This is a genomic window from Shewanella seohaensis, from assembly GCF_023283775.1.
GTDB lineage: Bacteria > Pseudomonadota > Gammaproteobacteria > Enterobacterales > Shewanellaceae > Shewanella > Shewanella seohaensis.
Genome location: NZ_JAKILE010000008.1, coordinates 111,208 through 129,925 on the forward strand (window position 1 = coordinate 111,208; position 18,718 = coordinate 129,925).

Sequence of the window (18,718 nt, forward strand, 5' to 3'; positions counted from 1 at the left end):
GGGAATAGCGCTATGAGCCTTATTTTAGAACTCAAGCAGATCAGTAAGCATTATCCGGGCGTTAAAGCCCTTGAGGATGTGAGCTTACGGTTATTTGCGGGGGAAGTTCACGCCCTATTGGGCGAAAACGGTGCGGGTAAATCGACGCTGGTGAAAGTGATGACAGGCGCCCAGTCGAAAGACATGGGCGACATCCTCTTTCTAGGTGAGCCGCAACACTTCAACACACCAATGGACGCGCAAAAGGCGGGGATCAGCACGGTTTATCAAGAGGTGAACTTAGTGCCTAATCTGACCGTGGCACAAAACCTGTTCCTCGGTTACGAACCGCGACGCCTTGGGTTGATCCATTTTAAAAAAATGTATGCCGACGCGCGGGCCGTGTTAACCCAGTTCAAGCTGGATATCGATGTTAGCGCACCGCTGTCGGATTATTCCATCGCGGTGCAGCAACTGATCGCCATCGCCCGCGGCGTAGCCATGTCGGCCAAGGTATTAGTGCTCGATGAGCCTACGGCGAGCTTAGATGCCAAAGAAGTGCAAGTGCTGTTTGGGATCTTAAACCAGCTCAAAGCCAAGGGCGTGGCTATCGTCTTTATCACTCACTTCCTCGATCAGGTTTATCAGATAAGCGATCGCATTACCGTGTTACGTAACGGGCAGTTTATCGGCGAATATCTGACGGCAGAACTGCCACAACCTAAGTTGATTGAAGCCATGCTCGGGCGTTCTCTGCAGGAGCAATTGGTTGATAAACAGGAAAAGGAGCGCACAGTCACCCGCGCTGAGGCTGTGCTCTTGTCCCTCAAAGATGTGTCGGTAAAAGGTTCAATCCAATCGATGAATCTCACCGTGCCAAAGGGGCAGGCAGTTGGACTTGCGGGGCTGCTAGGCTCTGGGCGCAGCGAAGTCTGCAACGCCGTTTTTGGGCTGGACTTGGTCGATAGCGGCAGTATTCATTTGGCTGGGCAGAAATTGAATCTGTCACAACCCGTGGATGCAATCAGCGCTGGAATCGCCCTGTGCCCAGAAGATCGCAAGATTGACGGCATCATCGGCCCTTTATCGATTCGTGAAAACATCATACTCGCGCTGCAGGCGCGTATCGGGTGGTGGCGGTATCTATCTAAAGCTCGGCAGCAGGAAATTGCCCAGTTCTTTATCGATAAATTACAGATTGCGACACCGGACGCAGATAAACCCATAGAACAGTTGAGTGGTGGTAATCAACAGAAGGTGATCCTCGCGCGTTGGTTAGCCATAGAGCCGATTTTATTGGTACTGGATGAGCCGACCCGCGGCATCGATATTGGCGCCCACGCCGAAATCGTCAAACTTATCAGAACCTTGTGTGATGAAGGCATGTCGCTGCTGGTTGCATCGTCTGAGCTCGATGAGCTCGTGGCCTTTTCAAATAAAGTCGTGGTATTACGCGACAGATACGCAGTACGTGAACTTTCAGGAGCGGAATTAACCTCGCAACACGTAATGCAAGCGATTGCGGAGGGATAAATGAAAAGCTCAGCCGAAACCCTATCATCCACACGCATGTCCGCCGATTTGATCTCACCCCAGATGAACGCATCTGAGGCGCATTCATCTGAGCGGCAACCACGGATGCAGGAAAGTCATAAGACCATGGTTCAAGAAAAAAATGCCCGTTACCAAGCGGGTAAGTCGACCTCCATTAGTCGATACCTGTGGCCACTATTGGCCTTAACTATTCTGTTACTGGCCAATCTGTTTATTGACAGCAGTTTCTTCAATATCAGCTATCAAGACGACAGACTCTATGGCTCTTTGATTGATATCTTAAATCGCAGTGCACCCGTGGCGCTGCTCTCCATTGGTATGAGTCTCGTGATTGCTACTGGCGGAATCGACCTGTCGGTTGGTGCCGTAATGGCGATTGCAGGCGCGGTTTGCGCCAATCTACTGTTAGTGCCGGATATCAGCTTAGTCACCGTTATTGCGGCAGGCTTGATCGTTGGGCTCTTCGCTGGCTGTATTAATGGCGGTCTGGTGAGTTTCTTAGGTATTCAACCAATTGTCGCGACCTTACTGCTCATGGTGGCGGGGCGCGGTGTTGCTCAGCTTATCAATCAAGGGCAAATTATCACCTTCCAGCATCCTGGCTTTGCCGCCATTGGCGTGGGCCAGTTTTTAGGCCTGCCGATGCCAGTGTGGATTGTGATTGGGATGCTAACCTTCAGCCAATTACTGCTGCGTAAAACCGCTTTAGGGCTTTTTATCGAAGCGGTTGGCTGTAATGCCAAGGCAAGTCGTTACCTTGGGATCAACGATAAATCCATCAAACTGTTCGCCTATGGCATTGCGGGTCTGTGCGCGGCGTTGGCTGGCATGATCAGCACCGCCGATATCCAAGGTTCAGATGCGAATAACGCTGGGCTTTGGCTTGAACTCGATGCCGTGCTGGCCGTCGTGATTGGCGGCGCAGCGCTCACGGGCGGGCGTTTCTCGTTAATTTTGTCGGTCGTCGGCGCGCTGATCATTCAAACCTTAGCGACCACGATTATCGTCAGTGGTTTACCCGCTAAATTTAACTTGCTGATCAAGGCCATCGTTATCCTGACCGTGCTGCTGTTGCAATCGGCTAAATTTAGGCGCCAATTGTCGGCGCTGTTCACATCCAAGCGTCAAGCGGATGCCAAACCAGCAGAAAAGGGCACAAGTGCAAAAGCCAGTACAGCAACAGGAGAAAAACTATGATAGCAAGACGTTTTATCCCGCTGTGGATCACCGCCTCATTATTACTGACCATGTTTCTGGTCGGCACCTTTCAGTTTGATGGTTTTGCCAGTGGCCGAGTGGTCACCAACCTGTTGCGTGACAATGCATTCCTATTGATCACCGCATTAGGCATGACCTTAGTGATTATCTCTGGCGGGATCGATCTCTCGGTTGGCGCCGTCATCGCCTTAAGTGGAGTCGTCACTAGTTTATTAATCACCGAGTACCAGTGGCATCCATTGTTAGCCTTTGCGGTTATTCTGCCCCTAGGCACTCTGTTTGGCGCACTCATGGGCACTATTATCCATGTGTATAAGTTGCAGCCATTTATTGTAACGCTTGCGGGCATGTTCTTAGCGCGGGGCTTAGCGACAACGCTCAGCGAAGAGTCGATTGCCATTGACCATCCATTTTACGATGCAGTGGCCGAGATGAGCATTGCACTACCAGGCAATGGCGCGCTCGATTTAAGCTCGCTGATCTTTATCCTGTTCTTTGTGATTATCGCCGTGGTTATGCATTACACCCGTTTTGGTACGAATGTGTATGCCATTGGTGGCAATCAACATTCCGCCGAGCTGATGGGGATTTCCATCGCTAAAACTACCATCAGTATTTACGCCATCAGTAGCTTCCTGGCAACGCTGGCGGGGATTGTCTTTACCTTTTACACCTTCTCGGGCTATGCGCTTGGCGCCATTGGCGTCGAACTGGATGCCATTGCCGCCGTGGTCATTGGTGGCACCTTGCTAACTGGCGGCAGTGGCTTTGTGCTCGGCACTGTGCTTGGGGTGATTTTGATGGGGGTGATTCAAACCTATATTACCTTCGATGGCAGTTTAAGCAGTTGGTGGACCAAGATTGTCATTGGCCTGTTACTGTTCTTCTTCATCCTGTTACAGAAACTCTTGAATGGACGCAAAACACAACATGGATAATCGTCAACCTAACCTGTCGGTCTTTCGGCGCTTGCCTTTGACCTGTGGCTTACTCGCCGCATTGGCGCTGCCATTAGCGCAAGCTGTGCCTGTGCTTGAGATTAGCCGCGCACAATCCCACAGCGCCACGGCGCAAACCCTCGATGCGAATGCGCCCTTTATCGAGAGAAGGGCGGATCCTTGGGTGATCCGCGATGATGACGGCAGTTACTACTTTATTGCCTCAGTGCCTGAGTTTGACCGCATCGAACTTCGCCACGCCAAAACCATCGACGGTTTACGCCAAGCCACACCTAAAACCCTGTGGCACAAGCATGAAACCGGCCCCATGAGTATCGATATTTGGGCACCTGAGCTGCACAAAATCGATGGTCGCTGGTATATCTATTTTGCGGCCAGCAATAAGGATGTGCGTTTTCATAACCGCATGTTTGTTTTAGGACTCGAGGGCGACTCACCGATGACGGGCCAATGGCAAGAACTTGGCAAGTTACAATCGGCGCAGGATGCTTTCTCCCTCGATGCGACCAGCTTTAGCCTCAAGGGCGAGCGTTATTTTATTTGGGCGCAGCAGGACAAAGCCAAGCGTTACAACACCGGCTTAGTGATTGCCAAAATGCTATCGCCAACTCAACTCTCTGATAACGAAACCATTATCAGCGAGCCCTTATTGGATTGGGAGCGTTTAGGCTTTAAAGTCAACGAGGGCGCCGCGGTGCTTGTTAAAAACGGTAAAGTCTTCGTGACCTATTCAGCCAGTGCCACGGATGACCGCTATGCCATGGGGCTGTTATGGGCCGATGAAAATGCCGATTTACTCAATCCTAAGAGTTGGCATAAATCGCCAAGCCCAGTCTTTACCACTGAGCCGAGCCTGAATCGTTTTGGTCCTGGCCATAATAGTTTTGTGCTGGCAGAGGATGGTAAAACCGAGCTGATGTTTTACCATGCACGTAATTACCTTGAGCTGCAGGGGACACCATTGACTGACGGTAATAGACACACTTACTACCGCGCCATTCGCTGGTCGGCGGACGGTTTCCCAGTATTTGATAATCAGCAGAGCGATAGCCAAACATTTAATCAGCAAGACACGCAATCCCGCGAATAAGCGAAATGCATTAACAGACACGAACAGCACACTTAAGTAATCGAAATAGACAGGTTTTCCATGATAAGAGCAACAAACAGCCCCCTAGTCGAGCAGCGCGCCGATCCCTTTGTGTACCGACATAGCGATGGTTATTACTACTTTACGGGCTCTGTTCCGACCTACGATCGGATTGAACTGCGTAAATCCAAGACCTTAGACGGCTTGAAAGACGCCCAAACCTTCGATATCTGGTTTAAACACCAAAGCGGCCCGATGAGCCGCCACGTATGGGCGCCCGAGATCCATTATCTCGACGGCAAATGGTACATCTACTTCGCGGCCAGCGAAGAGGAAAATATTTGGGCATTACGCCCCTATGTGCTTGAGTGTCTGGGACAAGATCCATTAAATGATGAATGGATTGAACTTGGCATGATGCAGGCGGCCGAGGGTGATAATAAATCCTTTATCGACTTTTCCTTAGATGCGACCATTTTCGAAAACAACGGTAAGCGTTACTTCTGCTGGGCGGAGAAAACCGGTGGACAATTTGCGGCATCCAACCTGTATCTTGCGGAAATGGCATCGCCCATCAAGTTAAAGACGGCGCAATTTATGCTTACCACCCCAGATTATGATTGGGAGCGCGTCGATTTTTGGGTTAACGAAGGGCCTGCAGTGCTTAAACACCAGGGGAAAATCTTCATTACCTTCTCAGCCAGCGCCACAGGTGCTTGTTATTGCATGGGTTATATGGAAGCCGATGAGCATGCTGATTTGCTCGATCGTAACTCCTGGAAGAAAACCCGCCAGCCAGTGCTGTGCACGGATGTCGACAAGCAAATCTTCGGCCCTGGTCATAACAGTTTCACCGTGGCAGAAGATGGCGTAACGCCCATCTGTGTTTACCATGCCCGTGATTATGAACATGCGGTGGGCGATCCTAGCGTGGTGCCAAAAACAGATACCCGTCCATTAGCGCAAATCATTAAAGATCCACTCTATGATCCCAATCGCCATGCGCGAACGTTAGCGGTGTCATTTGATGAGAGCGGGCGCCCCTTGTTCAACCTCTACTAATTCATTTGCCGCCATAAATGATGTGATACCCGCGGGGCATGCTTATGCAGCCCCGCTTTTTTATGCCTGACTTAAGCGCTATTGCTTAGGTGAATCGCGATTTTTAGGCTCGCACGCGCAACATGCTATTCCAATCTATATTTCAATCACTTAACCGATTCAATCTTTGAACCTGTTGATGTTATATTGCCGCCCGAGCATTCACATGGTGGGCAGAAGCACTGCCTGCGTGTGGAAGTGAATATCAGTGATGATGATTTTGCTAAGTTCGAGGAGAAAGGGTATGGCGATAAACAAGGACAAGCTTAGTGCAAATATTGAGGAAAGAATGAATGAGTTTGCTCAGGAACTCACTCTGGCACTTGCGAAATATTACGATTGGTGGCTGTCAGAATATCCGGCGCAAACCCTCTACGGTTTTTGCCTATACAGCACGCCTTTAGTGGAATATTTAGGCGTCACCCTCTTCACCGAGGAAGGCCTGACGGCCGTCGCAGAGCAATATCAAAACGATCATCGTTTTCGGCATAAATCCCTCGCACAGCTTAAGCAAACGCTGCGCTGGTCGACCTGCGACTCTCCACATCACAATGAAAATGAAGACATTTTTGAGGCGATTAACGACAAACTGCAATTGCTGCAAGAGGACGCTGAGGCGCTCGAGTCCGAAGAGGCATACGATGCTTTCCTTAAAGCCTTGTACGCCATATTAGTCAGGGCGCTCAATGAGGTTAAAGCCATGCGCCCGCTAAACCAGCAGACAATATTGTTCTCCGTTTGGTTTGGCGATCAAAGCGATGCTAATATCGATTATTTTGTTCAAAATTGTAATGATAAAGAGATTATCGCTAGTTTTTATCAGCAATGGCGCTGAATATTGCCAACAAAAATTTTCAACTCAATTGGCTTATTTCGTTTGTTACCGACGAGGTCAGACTCAATATTGACTGAAATGGTGACTGAAATATTGATGGGTAGTGGTTGTTATTTACGGCAAGTCGCATAGGGCCACCAGCAAACATCAGGTAGTGCCAAGCGTAGAAACTCTGGGTAAGGGGATAAAAACAAGGGAAAGCGTTTCACTTTCCCTTATCTGAATCAGTGTTTTAAGCCCTAGTGCCTACATGCGCTCGGGATGCTCGCTTAATGAGTCGAGCTTGGCTCACTTTTTAGCAGGCGCACCTCATATAAACCGCCGGCAATCGAGCCCGGTTTTGCCACAAATTTCACCCTGAAGGGCACTGTGCTATCCGAAAGCCTGTCGGCGGGAATAGGGTAGTCGACGTTGTAAAATGTCGGCCCCTTATCGGCAGGCAGAGTGACTTCGGCAAGGCGTTTATCGTTGATCAAAATGTCGAAACGTCGCCCAGCATCCAAGCCAAAGTAAGTTAAGCGTAATATGGGTTGCGGTTCACCTTTGGCATCGAGTTGATAGCTAAACCAATCCTGGGCATGGCGCCAATGGCGATTACCATTAAGGCCAGCTTCACTCTTTGATGCCTTAAAGAAATGATCCGACTCAGGTTGCTGCTCACCGGGCTGCACACTATCTAAGGTTTGCGCCATCAGCTTGGCTTCCATTTTGGCTTTTTGAGCTAACTCTTGCTGTTTTTGTTGCCATTCATCGGGAGCACTCTGGCCAAAATACAAGGTATAGCGGCTGTCATGCAGGCGAAAGAAGGGGATCAGCGTGATGGGGCTCGCTTGATTTGTACGGGCTTTCCCCGTGGTAAATTGCAGCTGACTCATGGGCTCACGGCGGATATCGGTTAAAAAGCGGGTTCCATCACTGATAAAAATCGGCGCCTGACTGGGTTCGCACATAGGGCCACTGGCAATATGCCCCATGCGACTGGCATCGCCGATAAAGTTTAAGGCTTCGTTAGCGATAGGCGCCGTTTTTACCGCTAACACAATTGGTCCATAAAGCACTGAGTAATAGGCGGTTTTATCGGGTAGCTGCTCAAGACTAATGTCCATAGGTAAGGTGATGGTCACGCTATCGCCCTTGCGCCAGTGCCGTGTTAAGGGAATATATTGCCCTTGAGTCGGTGTAAACCTTTGCGGCTCGCCATTAATGCTCACGGTCACGTCCCCCTTAGCCCATGTGGGATAGCGCAGATTGAGGGTAAAGTCCGCTTCCTGATGGATAATCATCTGCGAAGTATTGTCATCGGGAAACTGAGTTCTTTGGCTAAGGCTGATGCCCTTGGCTTTCCAGTTGACCTCGGAATCGACAAACAGGTTCACAAACAGATTGTTGTCCTCCTCGGCATAGATGAGCTCGCCGTATTTAGCATGGTTTTCGATGCCTGAGCCGACACAACACCACATACTTTCCTGCGCCGAGGAATAGACGCGGTAATGGTCTGGGCGCATTGGCGTAAAATACACTAGGCCGCCAGTTTGCGGATGCTGGGACGAGAGAATATGGTTGTAGAGCGCACGCTCGTAGTAATCGATATAACGTAAATCACGTTTGTTTTCATAGAGTAATTTAGACAATTTCAGCATGTTGTAGGTATTGCAGGTCTCAGGGCCTTCTACCGAATCGAGCATACTGCTGAAGTCTTCACTGGGATGAAAATGCTCGCGCACACTGTTGCCACCAATGGAAACGGTGCGCTGGTGTACCACTTGCTGCCAAAAGTAATCGGCGCTCTCTAACCACGCCTTGTTATGACTGAGTTCGGCAATACGTGCCACTCCCACAATTTTAGGAATTTGTGTATTGGCATGTAGGCCCGTCAGTTTATCTTGATGCTGCAACAGGGGTTGTAACAGCCTCTGATCCGTATAGCGATTCGCAAGATTTAAGTATTTGTTTTGACCTGTAATGCTGTACACATCCGCTAAGGTTTCATTTAAGCCACCATATTCGGTGCGCAGCATAAGCTGCAGCTGCTCATCACTTAGATTGCGACTTAAATCCAGCATCCAATCGGCAAAACCGACGAGCATTTTCTTCGCTGTAGGATTTTGAGTATAAAGATAGGCATCCCGCAGGCCCGCAAATACCTTATGCAGGTTATACCAAGGCACCCATGATTGGTTGAGCGTAAACAGATCCGCTTCGATATGACCAGCGGCGACCTGCTGCCATAATTTGTCTCCATGGGGGACACCGCCCACGTAACCATTGCCATGGGCCTGTTGGCACTTTTCCAACTCGGCCACCATGTAGTTGAGTCGCTCAAGCACCGCCTGATCACCCGTGGCGGCATACATTAGGGCCAATGCCGATAGATAATGCCCACCGATATGGCCATCAAGGCCCGTATTTTCCCAATTGGGGTAGTTGTCGGCGGTAGTCGCAATTCCCGCTTCCTTGCGGTAAGGGGCCAGTAGTCGCTCGGGATCCATCGACATGATGTAAGCCAAATCGGTCTGCTGGGCATGCAGAAACGGCCCGGCTGTGAGGCGCACATCGTTTAGGGGAATGGGGGTAAGGCTAGCAAAACTTGGCTGGGATACGAATGGGCAAGTTAATGGCAATAACAGGCAAAGGCCAAACAATCGGGCAGTGTTCATCTTGGCTCCCTTTATTATACGGATTGGAGTATTACGTTTGGATTAACTCGGTTTTTGCGTGATAAAAAAGCCCCTGGGTAGGGGCTTATGGTGTTATCGCAGAAAGATTACGCCGATACTTGGGGCGCAGCAGTCTTAGGCGTTACGGCCTCAGAGGCTTCAGTGCTAGAGGCGAGAGCCTTAGACGTGAAGTTGGCGTCCGTTTGGCTTGAATGGGCCTGCTCGGGTAAAGCCTGTTTGATTTCTTCATAAACGCGGTCAGAAATCTTGTATTTGAACATCAGTAAGCCCATCAGCGCGTGGAATGCGCCAGGGATCACCGTCAGCATTAACGAAATACCGGTCAACGCAAACTCGCTTTGGGTTTCACCGGGTTGATAGTTAAAGTAGGTCAGCAGCATACCCACCACAAATCCCGCCGCGCCCATACCCGCTTTTTGGGCGAATGAGATCCCACCAAAGGCAAGGCCAGAGACCCTGTGGCCTGTTTTGACTGTGCCATAATCCACCGACTCTGAAATCACCGACCAGAAGACAGGTGCATGTAAATCCACCACGAATGAAATCGCAAAGTAGAGTACGAAGGCCAGCACTATGTCGCCCGGTTGCACGGCAAAGAACATGATGGCGCTTAAGATCCCAACCACGATTTGGCTATAGCGGAAGAGTTTTAGTTTGCAGTAACGCTTAGTGATCCAAGTTGAAGCGACCATGGCAAGAATCGCAGCACCCACACCGGTCGACAGGAATGCCGAGAGCATTTTGGCATCGCCGCCCAAGTAATAGGTGGCGTAGTAGGCTGCTACCGAGCCGCGGATCACATAGCCAATGGTACCAATCACACAAATCGCGACTAACACTAACCATTGATCGTTTTTGAACAATAATCGCAGTTGCATGCCAACAGGCTTAGTTTCCACCTTGTAGGCCACGCGCTCTGTGGTAGTGAAAAAGCAGAATAAAAACAGTAGTGTTGCCATCAATGCCATCACGCCCATGGCTTTTTGATAGCCCGCGGCAATGTTCTCACCGCCCCAGGCAGACGCTAGCATAGGCACGATAATAGTCACTAAAAAGGCGGCAATCTTTGCGAAGAACAAACGATAACCGTTGGCGGATAACCGCTCTTTTGGATCGTCGGTGATCACGCTGATAATCGAAATATAGGGAATAGTCACAGTGGTGAAGATGATAGTGACCAGAATATAGGTCGAGTAGGCCCAGATAAGTTTGGCATTGTAATCCCAATCCGGGGTTGAGAAGGTTAAGAAGACCGAAATACCAAAGGGAATTGCCATAAACAGGAAGTAGGGGCGATATCTTCCCCAGCGGGTGGTCACTTTATCGTTAATAATGCCCATTAAAGGATCGGTAATGGCATCGATAAGACGAACCAACAGGAACAATATCCCGACATCGGCGGGTTTTAACCCAAAAATATCGGTATAAAAGAAGGTAATAATTAACATCATTGACGAAATCACCACGTTAACGGCCATGTCCCCGGAGCCGTAACCGATCTTTTCAATGACTGACAATTTATGAGAACTCATCAGAAATCCTTATTATATTTATTATAAACAGTGAGTTATTGTGTTACTTTGCAATTTACCGCATCCGCAATGTTAACACATTTTTCTCCTGTTAATTTTTTTGCATTTGATTGTTACTTCCTTGTCCTGATAGTATGATAACTTAATTCATCATACAATAGCATAATAACTATTTTGTTATATGGGATGGGGTTCATAAGGAGAATTGATGCCAGCTATGAGAGTCACACCGAAAACAGCCCTAAAACGTCACCTTAAGATGCTCAATTGTGCGCTGCTAGGCGTATTGGGAACCCTAGGCCAAGTGAGTGCCAAGCAGGTGAGTATTCACGATCCTGTGATGGCAAAAGAGGCCGGACAGTATTATCTCTTCAGCACAGGCCCCGGTATTACCTATTATTCCTCAAAGGATAAGATCCATTGGGAATTAGCTGGGCGGGTATTCGAAACCGAGCCTAGCTGGGCAAAGGACGTTGCGCCAGAGTTTAACGGACATTTATGGGCGCCGGATATCATTGAGCATAACGGCTTGTTTTATCTGTATTACTCAGTATCAGCCTTTGGTAAAAACACCTCGGCCATTGGTGTGACAGTCAATAAAACCCTCGACAAAAATTCAAAGGACTATCAGTGGACAGATAAGGGGATCGTGATTCAATCTGTGCCAAATCGCGATGCATGGAACGCGATTGATCCCAATATTATTGTCGATGAGCTGGGTACGCCTTGGATGAGTTTTGGCTCCTTTTGGCAAGGGTTAAAACTGGTCAAACTCAATCCAGACTTTATCTCTATCGCCAAACCAGAGGAGTGGCACACGCTAGCCAAGCTAGAACGCCCCTCACTGCTGGGTGAAACTGAGCCAGGTCCTGCTGAAATCGAAGCGCCGTTTATCTATAAAAAGGATGGCTATTACTATCTTTTTGTCTCCTATGGCCTTTGCTGTCGTGGGGACGACAGCACTTACCACTTAGCCGTGGGCCGCGCCAAAACGGTGACAGGGCCTTACCTCGATAAAGAGGGCAAAGACATGGCGCAAGGCGGCGGTTCGGTTTTACTGCATGGCACTAAGGCTTGGCCTGGATTGGGCCATAACAGTGTTTATGCCTTCGATGGCAAAGATTACTTAGTCTTTCATGCCTACGAATCGGCTGATAATGGCTTACAAAAACTCAAGATGGCGGAACTGAGCTGGCGCCAAGGTTGGCCAGAGGTCGATCCTAAGGCGCTCAATCAATACCAGAGCGTATTAGTTGCACCCGAAGGAACAAAATAATAATGACTCATACAATCAACAAACGAATGGCTACGCTTGCGCTGGCCATGGGACTTAGTGCGACCTGCTTGTGGGCAGGTAACCTACATGCAGCAGAGAGTGCGAAGGGCGCGGATGAAAACCGCATTACCGCAGCGACCTTTGCGAATCCGTTATTTCGAAATGGGGCCGATCCTTGGCTCGAATACCACAATGGTAACTATTACCTAACGACCACCACGTGGACCTCTGAGCTGGTGATGCGTAAATCGCCCACCATTGCAGGGCTTGCCGATGCGCCGGCCCACAATATTTGGAGCGGTACCGATAAATCCAACTGCTGTAATTTTTGGGCATTCGAATTCCACCCTCTGCAAACTGCAGGGGGATTACGTTGGTATGTGATTTACACCTCGGGCGTGGCTGAAAACTTCGATGGCCAGCGTAACCATATCCTCGAGAGTGAAGGCAGTGACCCTATGGGGCCATACAAGTTTAAGGGCACGCCAATGCCCGACCACTGGAATATCGACGGCAGCTATTTGGAGTATAAAGGCCAGTTATATTTCCTCTGGTCCGAATGGCATGGCCAAGATCAAGTCAACTTGATTGCCAAGATGAGCAATCCTTGGACCGTCGAGGGCGAACATAAGGTGATCACTGCGCCCATTCACGACTGGGAAAAATCAGGCTTAAACGTCAACGAAGGCCCTGAAATCATCCAGCATGAGGGCAGAACCTTCTTAGTTCACTCGGCAAGCTTTTGTAACACTGAGGATTATTCCTTGGCCGTGGTTGAACTCACAGGTGACGATCCTATGGATCCTGCCGCATGGACTAAGTACGACAAGCCTTTCTTTAGCAAAGCCAATGGCGTCTATGGCCCTGGCCATCATGGTTTCTTCAAGTCTCCCGATGGGAAAGAAGATTGGCTCATTTACCATGGCAACTCCTCGGCCTCCGATGGCTGTAGTGGTACCCGAGCGGCACGTGCTCAACCCTTTACTTGGGATAACAAAGGCTTGCCTAAATTTGGCGAACCGATGGCGGATAAAAAGCAATTGCCTGTCCCTAGTGGCGAGTTTGGCCCGATAACCACTCAAGTGGAAGGTGTAAAATACCGCATCGTGAATCGTGAGGTAGGTCAATGCCTAGTGACCAATGCCAAGGGCCAGGTCAGTGTCGGTAAGTGCGAAGATGACAACAGCCAATGGGTAATTGATCCGAGTAACGATGGTCTGTATCGCTTTGCTAATGTGGGTCAGGGAACCTTTTTAACTCAGGCTCAGTGCCAAGATGAGTCTTCAACGGCACTGAATACTGCGCCTTGGGTCGCTTCCCGTTGTCAGCGTTGGTCGGTGGATTCGACCCGTGAAGGCTGGTTCCGTTTCGCAAACGATCGCTCTATCGGCAATCTGCAGGCGAAAAACTGCAGTAAAAAGGCCGGCGCAGAGGTGATTGCGGGGGAAAACCGTGTCAGTGAATGCACCGATTGGCGGATTGAGCCTGTCTCAACATTTGCCATAGTCAACGCCCATAGCGGCCGAGTGGTCAGCGCCGAACAATGTCAGCTTAAACCTAATGCCAATGTGGCTCAGTTTGAATACACCGGCGATGCCTGTCAGCAGTGGCAAGCAATGCCGACAACCGATGGATTTTACCATCTGCAATCCATCCAACTTTCAAACAACAAGGCGCAACAATGCCTTGTGACCAACGAAGGTAATCTGGAGCTAGGGGCGTGTAATGCAATCGACAGCGAGTTCCGTAGCGAATTAATGCCAAATGGCTCATTAAGGCTAGTGTCACGCAAGGGCGGTTCGTCTATGAAAGTGGCCAATGGCTCCTATGCCAATGGCGATAATATAGTGGAAGACGTGTGGAAAAACACCATTTCACAACAGTTCTATTTTAGAGAGGTGAAATAATTCATCCCTCTAAATAACTGAGCATCACCACGGCGGTGGTAATACCCAAACAACCTGAAGATGTAGGATTCAGCGGGAGTTTAACGCACTTTAGGCAAGGCGGTTATTTGAGAACCTAGTGAGCTAAGTTAAAAATAACCAACACAGCATAAAGTACGTTAAAACCCGCCGGGACGGAGCGCCTAGGGCACTCCACTTCTGTGTTACATCAATTCAAAAGGTGGTCGACATTTTTTCATCGATGCGCCTTGAATTGAAGCGCCCTAGGCGCTCTGAAACTCGTATCTTCAGGTAGCTTGGGTATAAACGCGTGCTTGTAATGTCGTTTAAGTTGAGGTCGCTTAACGGCATCTTGGTTGAGCCTTGTTTGCTCGGCACCAGAGCAGTAGTTGTGTATGCAGCTGCTGCTCTTTTTTATTCAGGCTCACTTATCCCAAGTTTTATCCCACTAAGGCCTGCCACAATAAACGTATCGCCAGCAGTGTCAACACCCAATTAAAGGCGACGCCGAAATGTTTATCCGTCACCCGCGCTAACATCTTAAAGCCAAGCCAGGTTCCCAAGGCGCCGCTTAAAATCATGCAAACTAGCAGCGGCCACCAGGGCAGGATAGGAATATCCAGTCCTTCAAAAACGATAATTTTGACGCCATGTTGCAGCGACATCGCCATCGCAAAGGTCGCGACAGTGCGAAAACGGTCAACGTCTAATTGTTTGATAAAGGCCGCCACTAAGGGACCTGTCGCGCCGACAAATAACGAAATAAGGGTAGTTAACGCACCAGCGATTATCGTCCCGGCTGTTCCCAGCACCACACGGGGGATTTTCGGTCCCCAGCAGGAATACAAAATAAACAAGGCGATGGTGAGGTACATGACCTTTGGCGGCAATGCGACTAACACTAAGCTCCCCAAGGCGGCGCCAACGAGCGCGCCGGGTAAGAAACGACTGATAAGCCACCACTGCACATGCTGCCAACCTAATAGGGCGCGGCCCAGATTCGAGCCCAATTGCACCACGCCATGGAGGGGAATTATCACTTGAGGCGGAAGGACTTGCGCCATCACGCCTAATAACATTACGCCACCACCAATCCCGAAGCAGGCGGTAAAAAATGCAGTAAAGGCCGAGGCTAAGGTTAACAGCGTGAATATATCGATAGGGATCAGCGTAAAGTCGAACCAAGCGGTATACATAGTCAATATTCGAGGAAGAGTGGGATCCTTAAACTAACAAAGCTTGCCCAGAGACAAAAGCAGTTTGATGGCCAGCAAGTACGTAAGCGCGGCTACGGCTTTTGCTATGCATTTAAAATAAATGCATAAAAAAAAGCTAATCCACAGGATTAGCTTTTTCGGTTTACACAACAGTGGTCAATTAGAAGGAGTAACGAACGCCCAGAGCAAAGGTACGAGTGAAGATATTGTTCGTACGGTTAAATAGGGTCGAATCCTCATAGTATTCCTGATACACATCGTCCAGCAGGTTAGTCGCATCGAAGCTCACGACTAAGTCATCGCTGATGTTGTAGCTTAACTGGAAGTCCAATGACTGCTCAGGCTTACGATAGATACCGCGAGGCATAGCAAAGAACGCCGCATCATAGGAGTTTAAGAACTCACTACGCCAGGTATAAGACATACGCGCGCTGAAGAAATCCTTATCGTAAATCAACACTGCACTGTAAGACTCATCGGATACCCCAAACATATCGCGGGTCGTAAAGCCAATTTGCTCACCTGTAGCGCTATCGAACTCTGGAATATCCTGCGACGAATCCAGCAGTGTCGCACTAAGCTGAGTACCGACACCGTCTAACCAGCTTGGTAATCCTTCAGGGAAGTACACTGCACCTAATTCAAAGCCCGTTAACTTACCGTTTGAGGTGTTACCAGGACGGTTCAGAATATAGGCTTCCTCGATACCATCACCATCGTAGTCATACAGGGTTCTGGTTAATGAACTGTAGACTAAACCTTCAATATCACGGCTGAAGTAAGTACCGTAAATCGAATTGCCATTACCAAAATAGTATTCGAGGGTGAAGTCATAGTTTTTAGAGGTGACAGGCTCTAAATCAGGGTTACCACCACTGGCCGAACCGAAACCTACTTGGGTCAAATCCGGTGTGTAGTAAGTGAAAGAGTTCAAATCCGCAAAGGCGGGTTGGCGAATGGTTTCGGTGTAGGCGAAACGCGCAACAAAATCATCCATTAACCAATAACGCATCACAAAACTAGGCAACACTTTAGAGGTATCGGTAGTATCGCTGCTCACGGCGGTATAGAGATTGTCGTTTTCATCTTTGGCTTTATTGTCAAAGAAGTCCATATCCGCTTTAGTGCCTTCGTAACGAACGCCCACTTGACCATCTAAACGCTTACCAAAAACTTCAGTATCAAAGTCAGCCATCAGGTAGCCAGCCCAAGCTTGTTCTGAAATATCGAAGGTTTTTTGCAGGACTAGGCTGCTTTGTTCAAAGCCCCAGAGAGACTCAAATTGACTGCGATTTTTATACAGGTTGTAACCGTTAATCACCGCCCATGAATCTGGCACATTCGCGCGACCTTCAAAGAAGCCCGACGTCACCAGATACATGGAAGGATCTAAATCTGCATAAGCGATATTTTTCGCGCCGCTTGCCGTGCGATTTGAGTTAGTAGCGTTACGTTTTTCATAACGTGCGCCAAATTGCACCTTAGTGAAAATGGCATAATCCACATACAAGCTGCCATCCATTGTCCAAGACAACGAATCACCCTCATCTTTACTACCGTTGTCATAGAAATCTGCCGTTTCCCACAGGGCTGGGTTAGTTAAGTCAGACTCATCCAGCGCAGTATCTGGATTATCTAAATAGTTCCAGCTAGGGATACCATCGTCGGCATTAGCATCAATCGCGACACCGTAAACAGTAGTTTGACCGCGCATTGCGGCAAATTCATTCTCATAGGTACTCTGCTGATAAACGACTTCCGACTTTAATTGGAACTCGTCGGTAATGTCCCATTTACCCCCTAAGGCGAAGACATAACTATCGGTACTGGCTTTGGAGTGATCGCCACTGCTGAAGTTGTAAGCATTGTATGCGGTGCGCGATTTCACCACATTGGTGCCATCGTACACTTCAATCCCATCCTGGATCACTTGTTGCCAATTGGCAGCAGAATCGACGGTACTGAACAGCATAGAGTTAAAGCTTTCATTGCGATAACCATTGTAGAAGGCTTCGAAGGTGTATTCAGAGGTATCATTTGGCGCCCATTGCAATGAGATATTAAACGCAGGACGTTCACGCTCGCCCTCGAGAATGTTGCCAAACATCGCATCGCGAGCCAGTAGATATTCTTTGCCATCGATGGTGGCGCCAGCGCTGGTATCGATACCATGGGCAGAACCCACGTTCCAACCACTGGTAATGCGAGTACCATCTTCAACAAAGTAGGGGAAGGATGCACCAGGTGACACACTTTCATCTTTATAGTTAGTGCGGATATAAGACACGTTAACTAAAGCGCCCACTTCACCAATACTGGTATCCCAACGGTTACTTGCTAATGCACTGAAATTAGGGTCGATAGTATCGGGTTGGTCTGAATAGATGCCTTTAGCAGCAACTGAGACTTTACTGTCTTCAAAATCGAAAGGCTTATGGGTGCGGATATCAATTTGACCCGCAATACCGCTGGCCACTTGAGAAGAAGAACGGGTTTTAAAGACTTCAACACTGCCAAGCAGTGCAGCGGGAATATCGGCGATAGCAACTGAGCGGCCCGTTGCGGTGAAGATTTGGCGGCCGTTCACTGTGGTCGTCACATCCGTTAAACCACGAATACTGACAACATTCGCCTCACCAGACGCGCGGTCAGTCACTTGAACACCGGTTACCCGTTGTAAGGCTTCAACCACGTTATTATCTGGAAATTTGCCAATATCTTCGGCAACGATGGCATCGACAACTTGAATGTTTTGACGTTTAAGTTCTACCGCTTTATTTAAACTACCGCGGATCCCCTGAACCTGTATGATCTCCATCTCTTCATTATTATTTTGCGCTTTGCCGCCAGAAGAGGGCTGTGCCGTTTCTTCTGCCTGAGGCGATTGTGTCGCTTCAGCTTCTGCCGCATACGTCGCTTGACTAGCAAGAGCAAGCAGAATAGCACTTGCCAAATAAGTCTGTTTAAACATCTAGTTAATCTCCGGTAGTTTTATTATTTGACCCGGTAGCCTAAGACACCATCTGACGTCCCGGTCTTTTTTATTCCACTTCAGAGTCACGGACATCCCCACAGTGTCCCTGAAAATTTAGAATTTTGTAGCCTATTTTGTAGCGTATAGTGCGCCGCGTTAAGTCAATTACGCTCCAACGGGCGAGGTTAAGAATTTATCATAACTGTTAAAATCATATTGTATGACTATTTACATGTCAACTCACTGTTTGACGCAATAGGAAAGCAAGATCACATTTCGTTAAAATGCGTAAAATGGGATGAATCACATTTATCCATATGAAATAAAATGAATTAATTGAAAATAATGATGGTTTAGTGGTGAAAACACGACCTGAATTGAATAGGCACAACAGACCC

General features: G+C 48.7%; 12 protein-coding genes. 8 read left to right on the forward strand and 4 right to left on the reverse strand.

What is annotated here, in order from left to right; translation table 11 throughout:
* The first annotated feature begins 12 nt into the window (after positions 1 to 12).
* The 6 genes from L2713_RS11090 (at position 13) to L2713_RS11115 (ending at position 6,736) form a co-directional block, all read left to right on the forward strand.
* Complete coding sequence (locus tag L2713_RS11090) at positions 13 to 1,512, forward strand: sugar ABC transporter ATP-binding protein (protein WP_011626167.1); 1,500 nt, start codon at positions 13 to 15, stop codon at positions 1,510 to 1,512.
* Positions 1,513 to 2,730, forward strand: a complete 1,218-nt coding sequence (locus tag L2713_RS11095; protein WP_248967930.1) for an ABC transporter permease — start codon at positions 1,513 to 1,515, stop codon at positions 2,728 to 2,730.
* Positions 2,727 to 3,689 carry a galactofuranose ABC transporter, permease protein YjfF gene (gene yjfF, locus L2713_RS11100; protein ID WP_011622755.1) on the forward strand — a complete coding sequence of 321 codons (963 nt, stop codon included), beginning with the start codon at positions 2,727 to 2,729 and terminating at the stop codon, positions 3,687 to 3,689. The genes L2713_RS11095 and yjfF overlap by 4 nt, the downstream gene beginning before the upstream one ends.
* Positions 3,664 to 4,800, forward strand: a complete 1,137-nt coding sequence (locus L2713_RS11105) for a glycoside hydrolase family 43 protein (protein WP_248967932.1) — start codon at positions 3,664 to 3,666, stop codon at positions 4,798 to 4,800. The genes yjfF and L2713_RS11105 overlap by 26 nt, the downstream gene beginning before the upstream one ends.
* 60 nt (positions 4,801 to 4,860) lie before the next feature.
* A complete protein-coding gene (locus L2713_RS11110; protein ID WP_248967933.1) occupies positions 4,861 to 5,862 on the forward strand; it encodes a family 43 glycosylhydrolase in 1,002 nt (333 codons plus the stop codon).
* A 283-nt stretch (positions 5,863 to 6,145) separates the two neighbouring features.
* Complete coding sequence (locus L2713_RS11115; RefSeq protein WP_248967935.1) at positions 6,146 to 6,736, forward strand: DUF4303 domain-containing protein; 591 nt, start codon at positions 6,146 to 6,148, stop codon at positions 6,734 to 6,736.
* A 269-nt stretch (positions 6,737 to 7,005) separates the two neighbouring features.
* Here L2713_RS11115 and L2713_RS11120 read toward each other — a convergent pair whose 3' ends face one another.
* Together L2713_RS11120 and L2713_RS11125 are read right to left on the reverse strand one after the other, a co-directional pair.
* Positions 7,006 to 9,393 (reverse strand): glycoside hydrolase family 127 protein, encoded by a 2,388-nt coding sequence (locus tag L2713_RS11120; RefSeq protein WP_248967937.1) that lies wholly within the window; start codon positions 9,391 to 9,393, stop codon positions 7,006 to 7,008.
* Between the two features lie 107 nt (positions 9,394 to 9,500).
* Positions 9,501 to 10,946, reverse strand: coding sequence for an MFS transporter (locus tag L2713_RS11125; RefSeq protein ID WP_248967938.1), 1,446 nt, complete (start codon positions 10,944 to 10,946; stop codon positions 9,501 to 9,503).
* Between the two features lie 208 nt (positions 10,947 to 11,154).
* Between L2713_RS11125 and L2713_RS11130 the strand changes: the two genes are divergently transcribed.
* The gene (locus L2713_RS11130) at positions 11,155 to 12,222 is read left to right on the forward strand and encodes an arabinan endo-1,5-alpha-L-arabinosidase (RefSeq protein ID WP_248967939.1); all 1,068 of its coding nucleotides are present in this window, start codon (positions 11,155 to 11,157) and stop codon (positions 12,220 to 12,222) included.
* Between the two features lie 2 nt (positions 12,223 to 12,224).
* Entirely contained in the window at positions 12,225 to 14,129 is a 1,905-nt protein-coding gene (locus L2713_RS11135; RefSeq protein WP_248967940.1) for a family 43 glycosylhydrolase, read from the forward strand.
* Positions 14,130 to 14,569: 440 nt separating this feature from the next.
* Here the strand turns inward: L2713_RS11135 and L2713_RS11140 are convergent, their stop codons facing one another.
* On the reverse strand, positions 14,570 to 15,325 hold the full coding sequence (locus L2713_RS11140) for a sulfite exporter TauE/SafE family protein (RefSeq protein WP_248967942.1): 756 nt from the start codon (positions 15,323 to 15,325) through the stop codon (positions 14,570 to 14,572).
* A 181-nt stretch (positions 15,326 to 15,506) separates the two neighbouring features.
* Positions 15,507 to 18,317 (reverse strand): TonB-dependent receptor, encoded by a 2,811-nt coding sequence (locus L2713_RS11145; RefSeq protein ID WP_089067775.1) that lies wholly within the window; start codon positions 18,315 to 18,317, stop codon positions 15,507 to 15,509.
* Positions 18,318 to 18,718 lie beyond the last annotated feature (401 nt).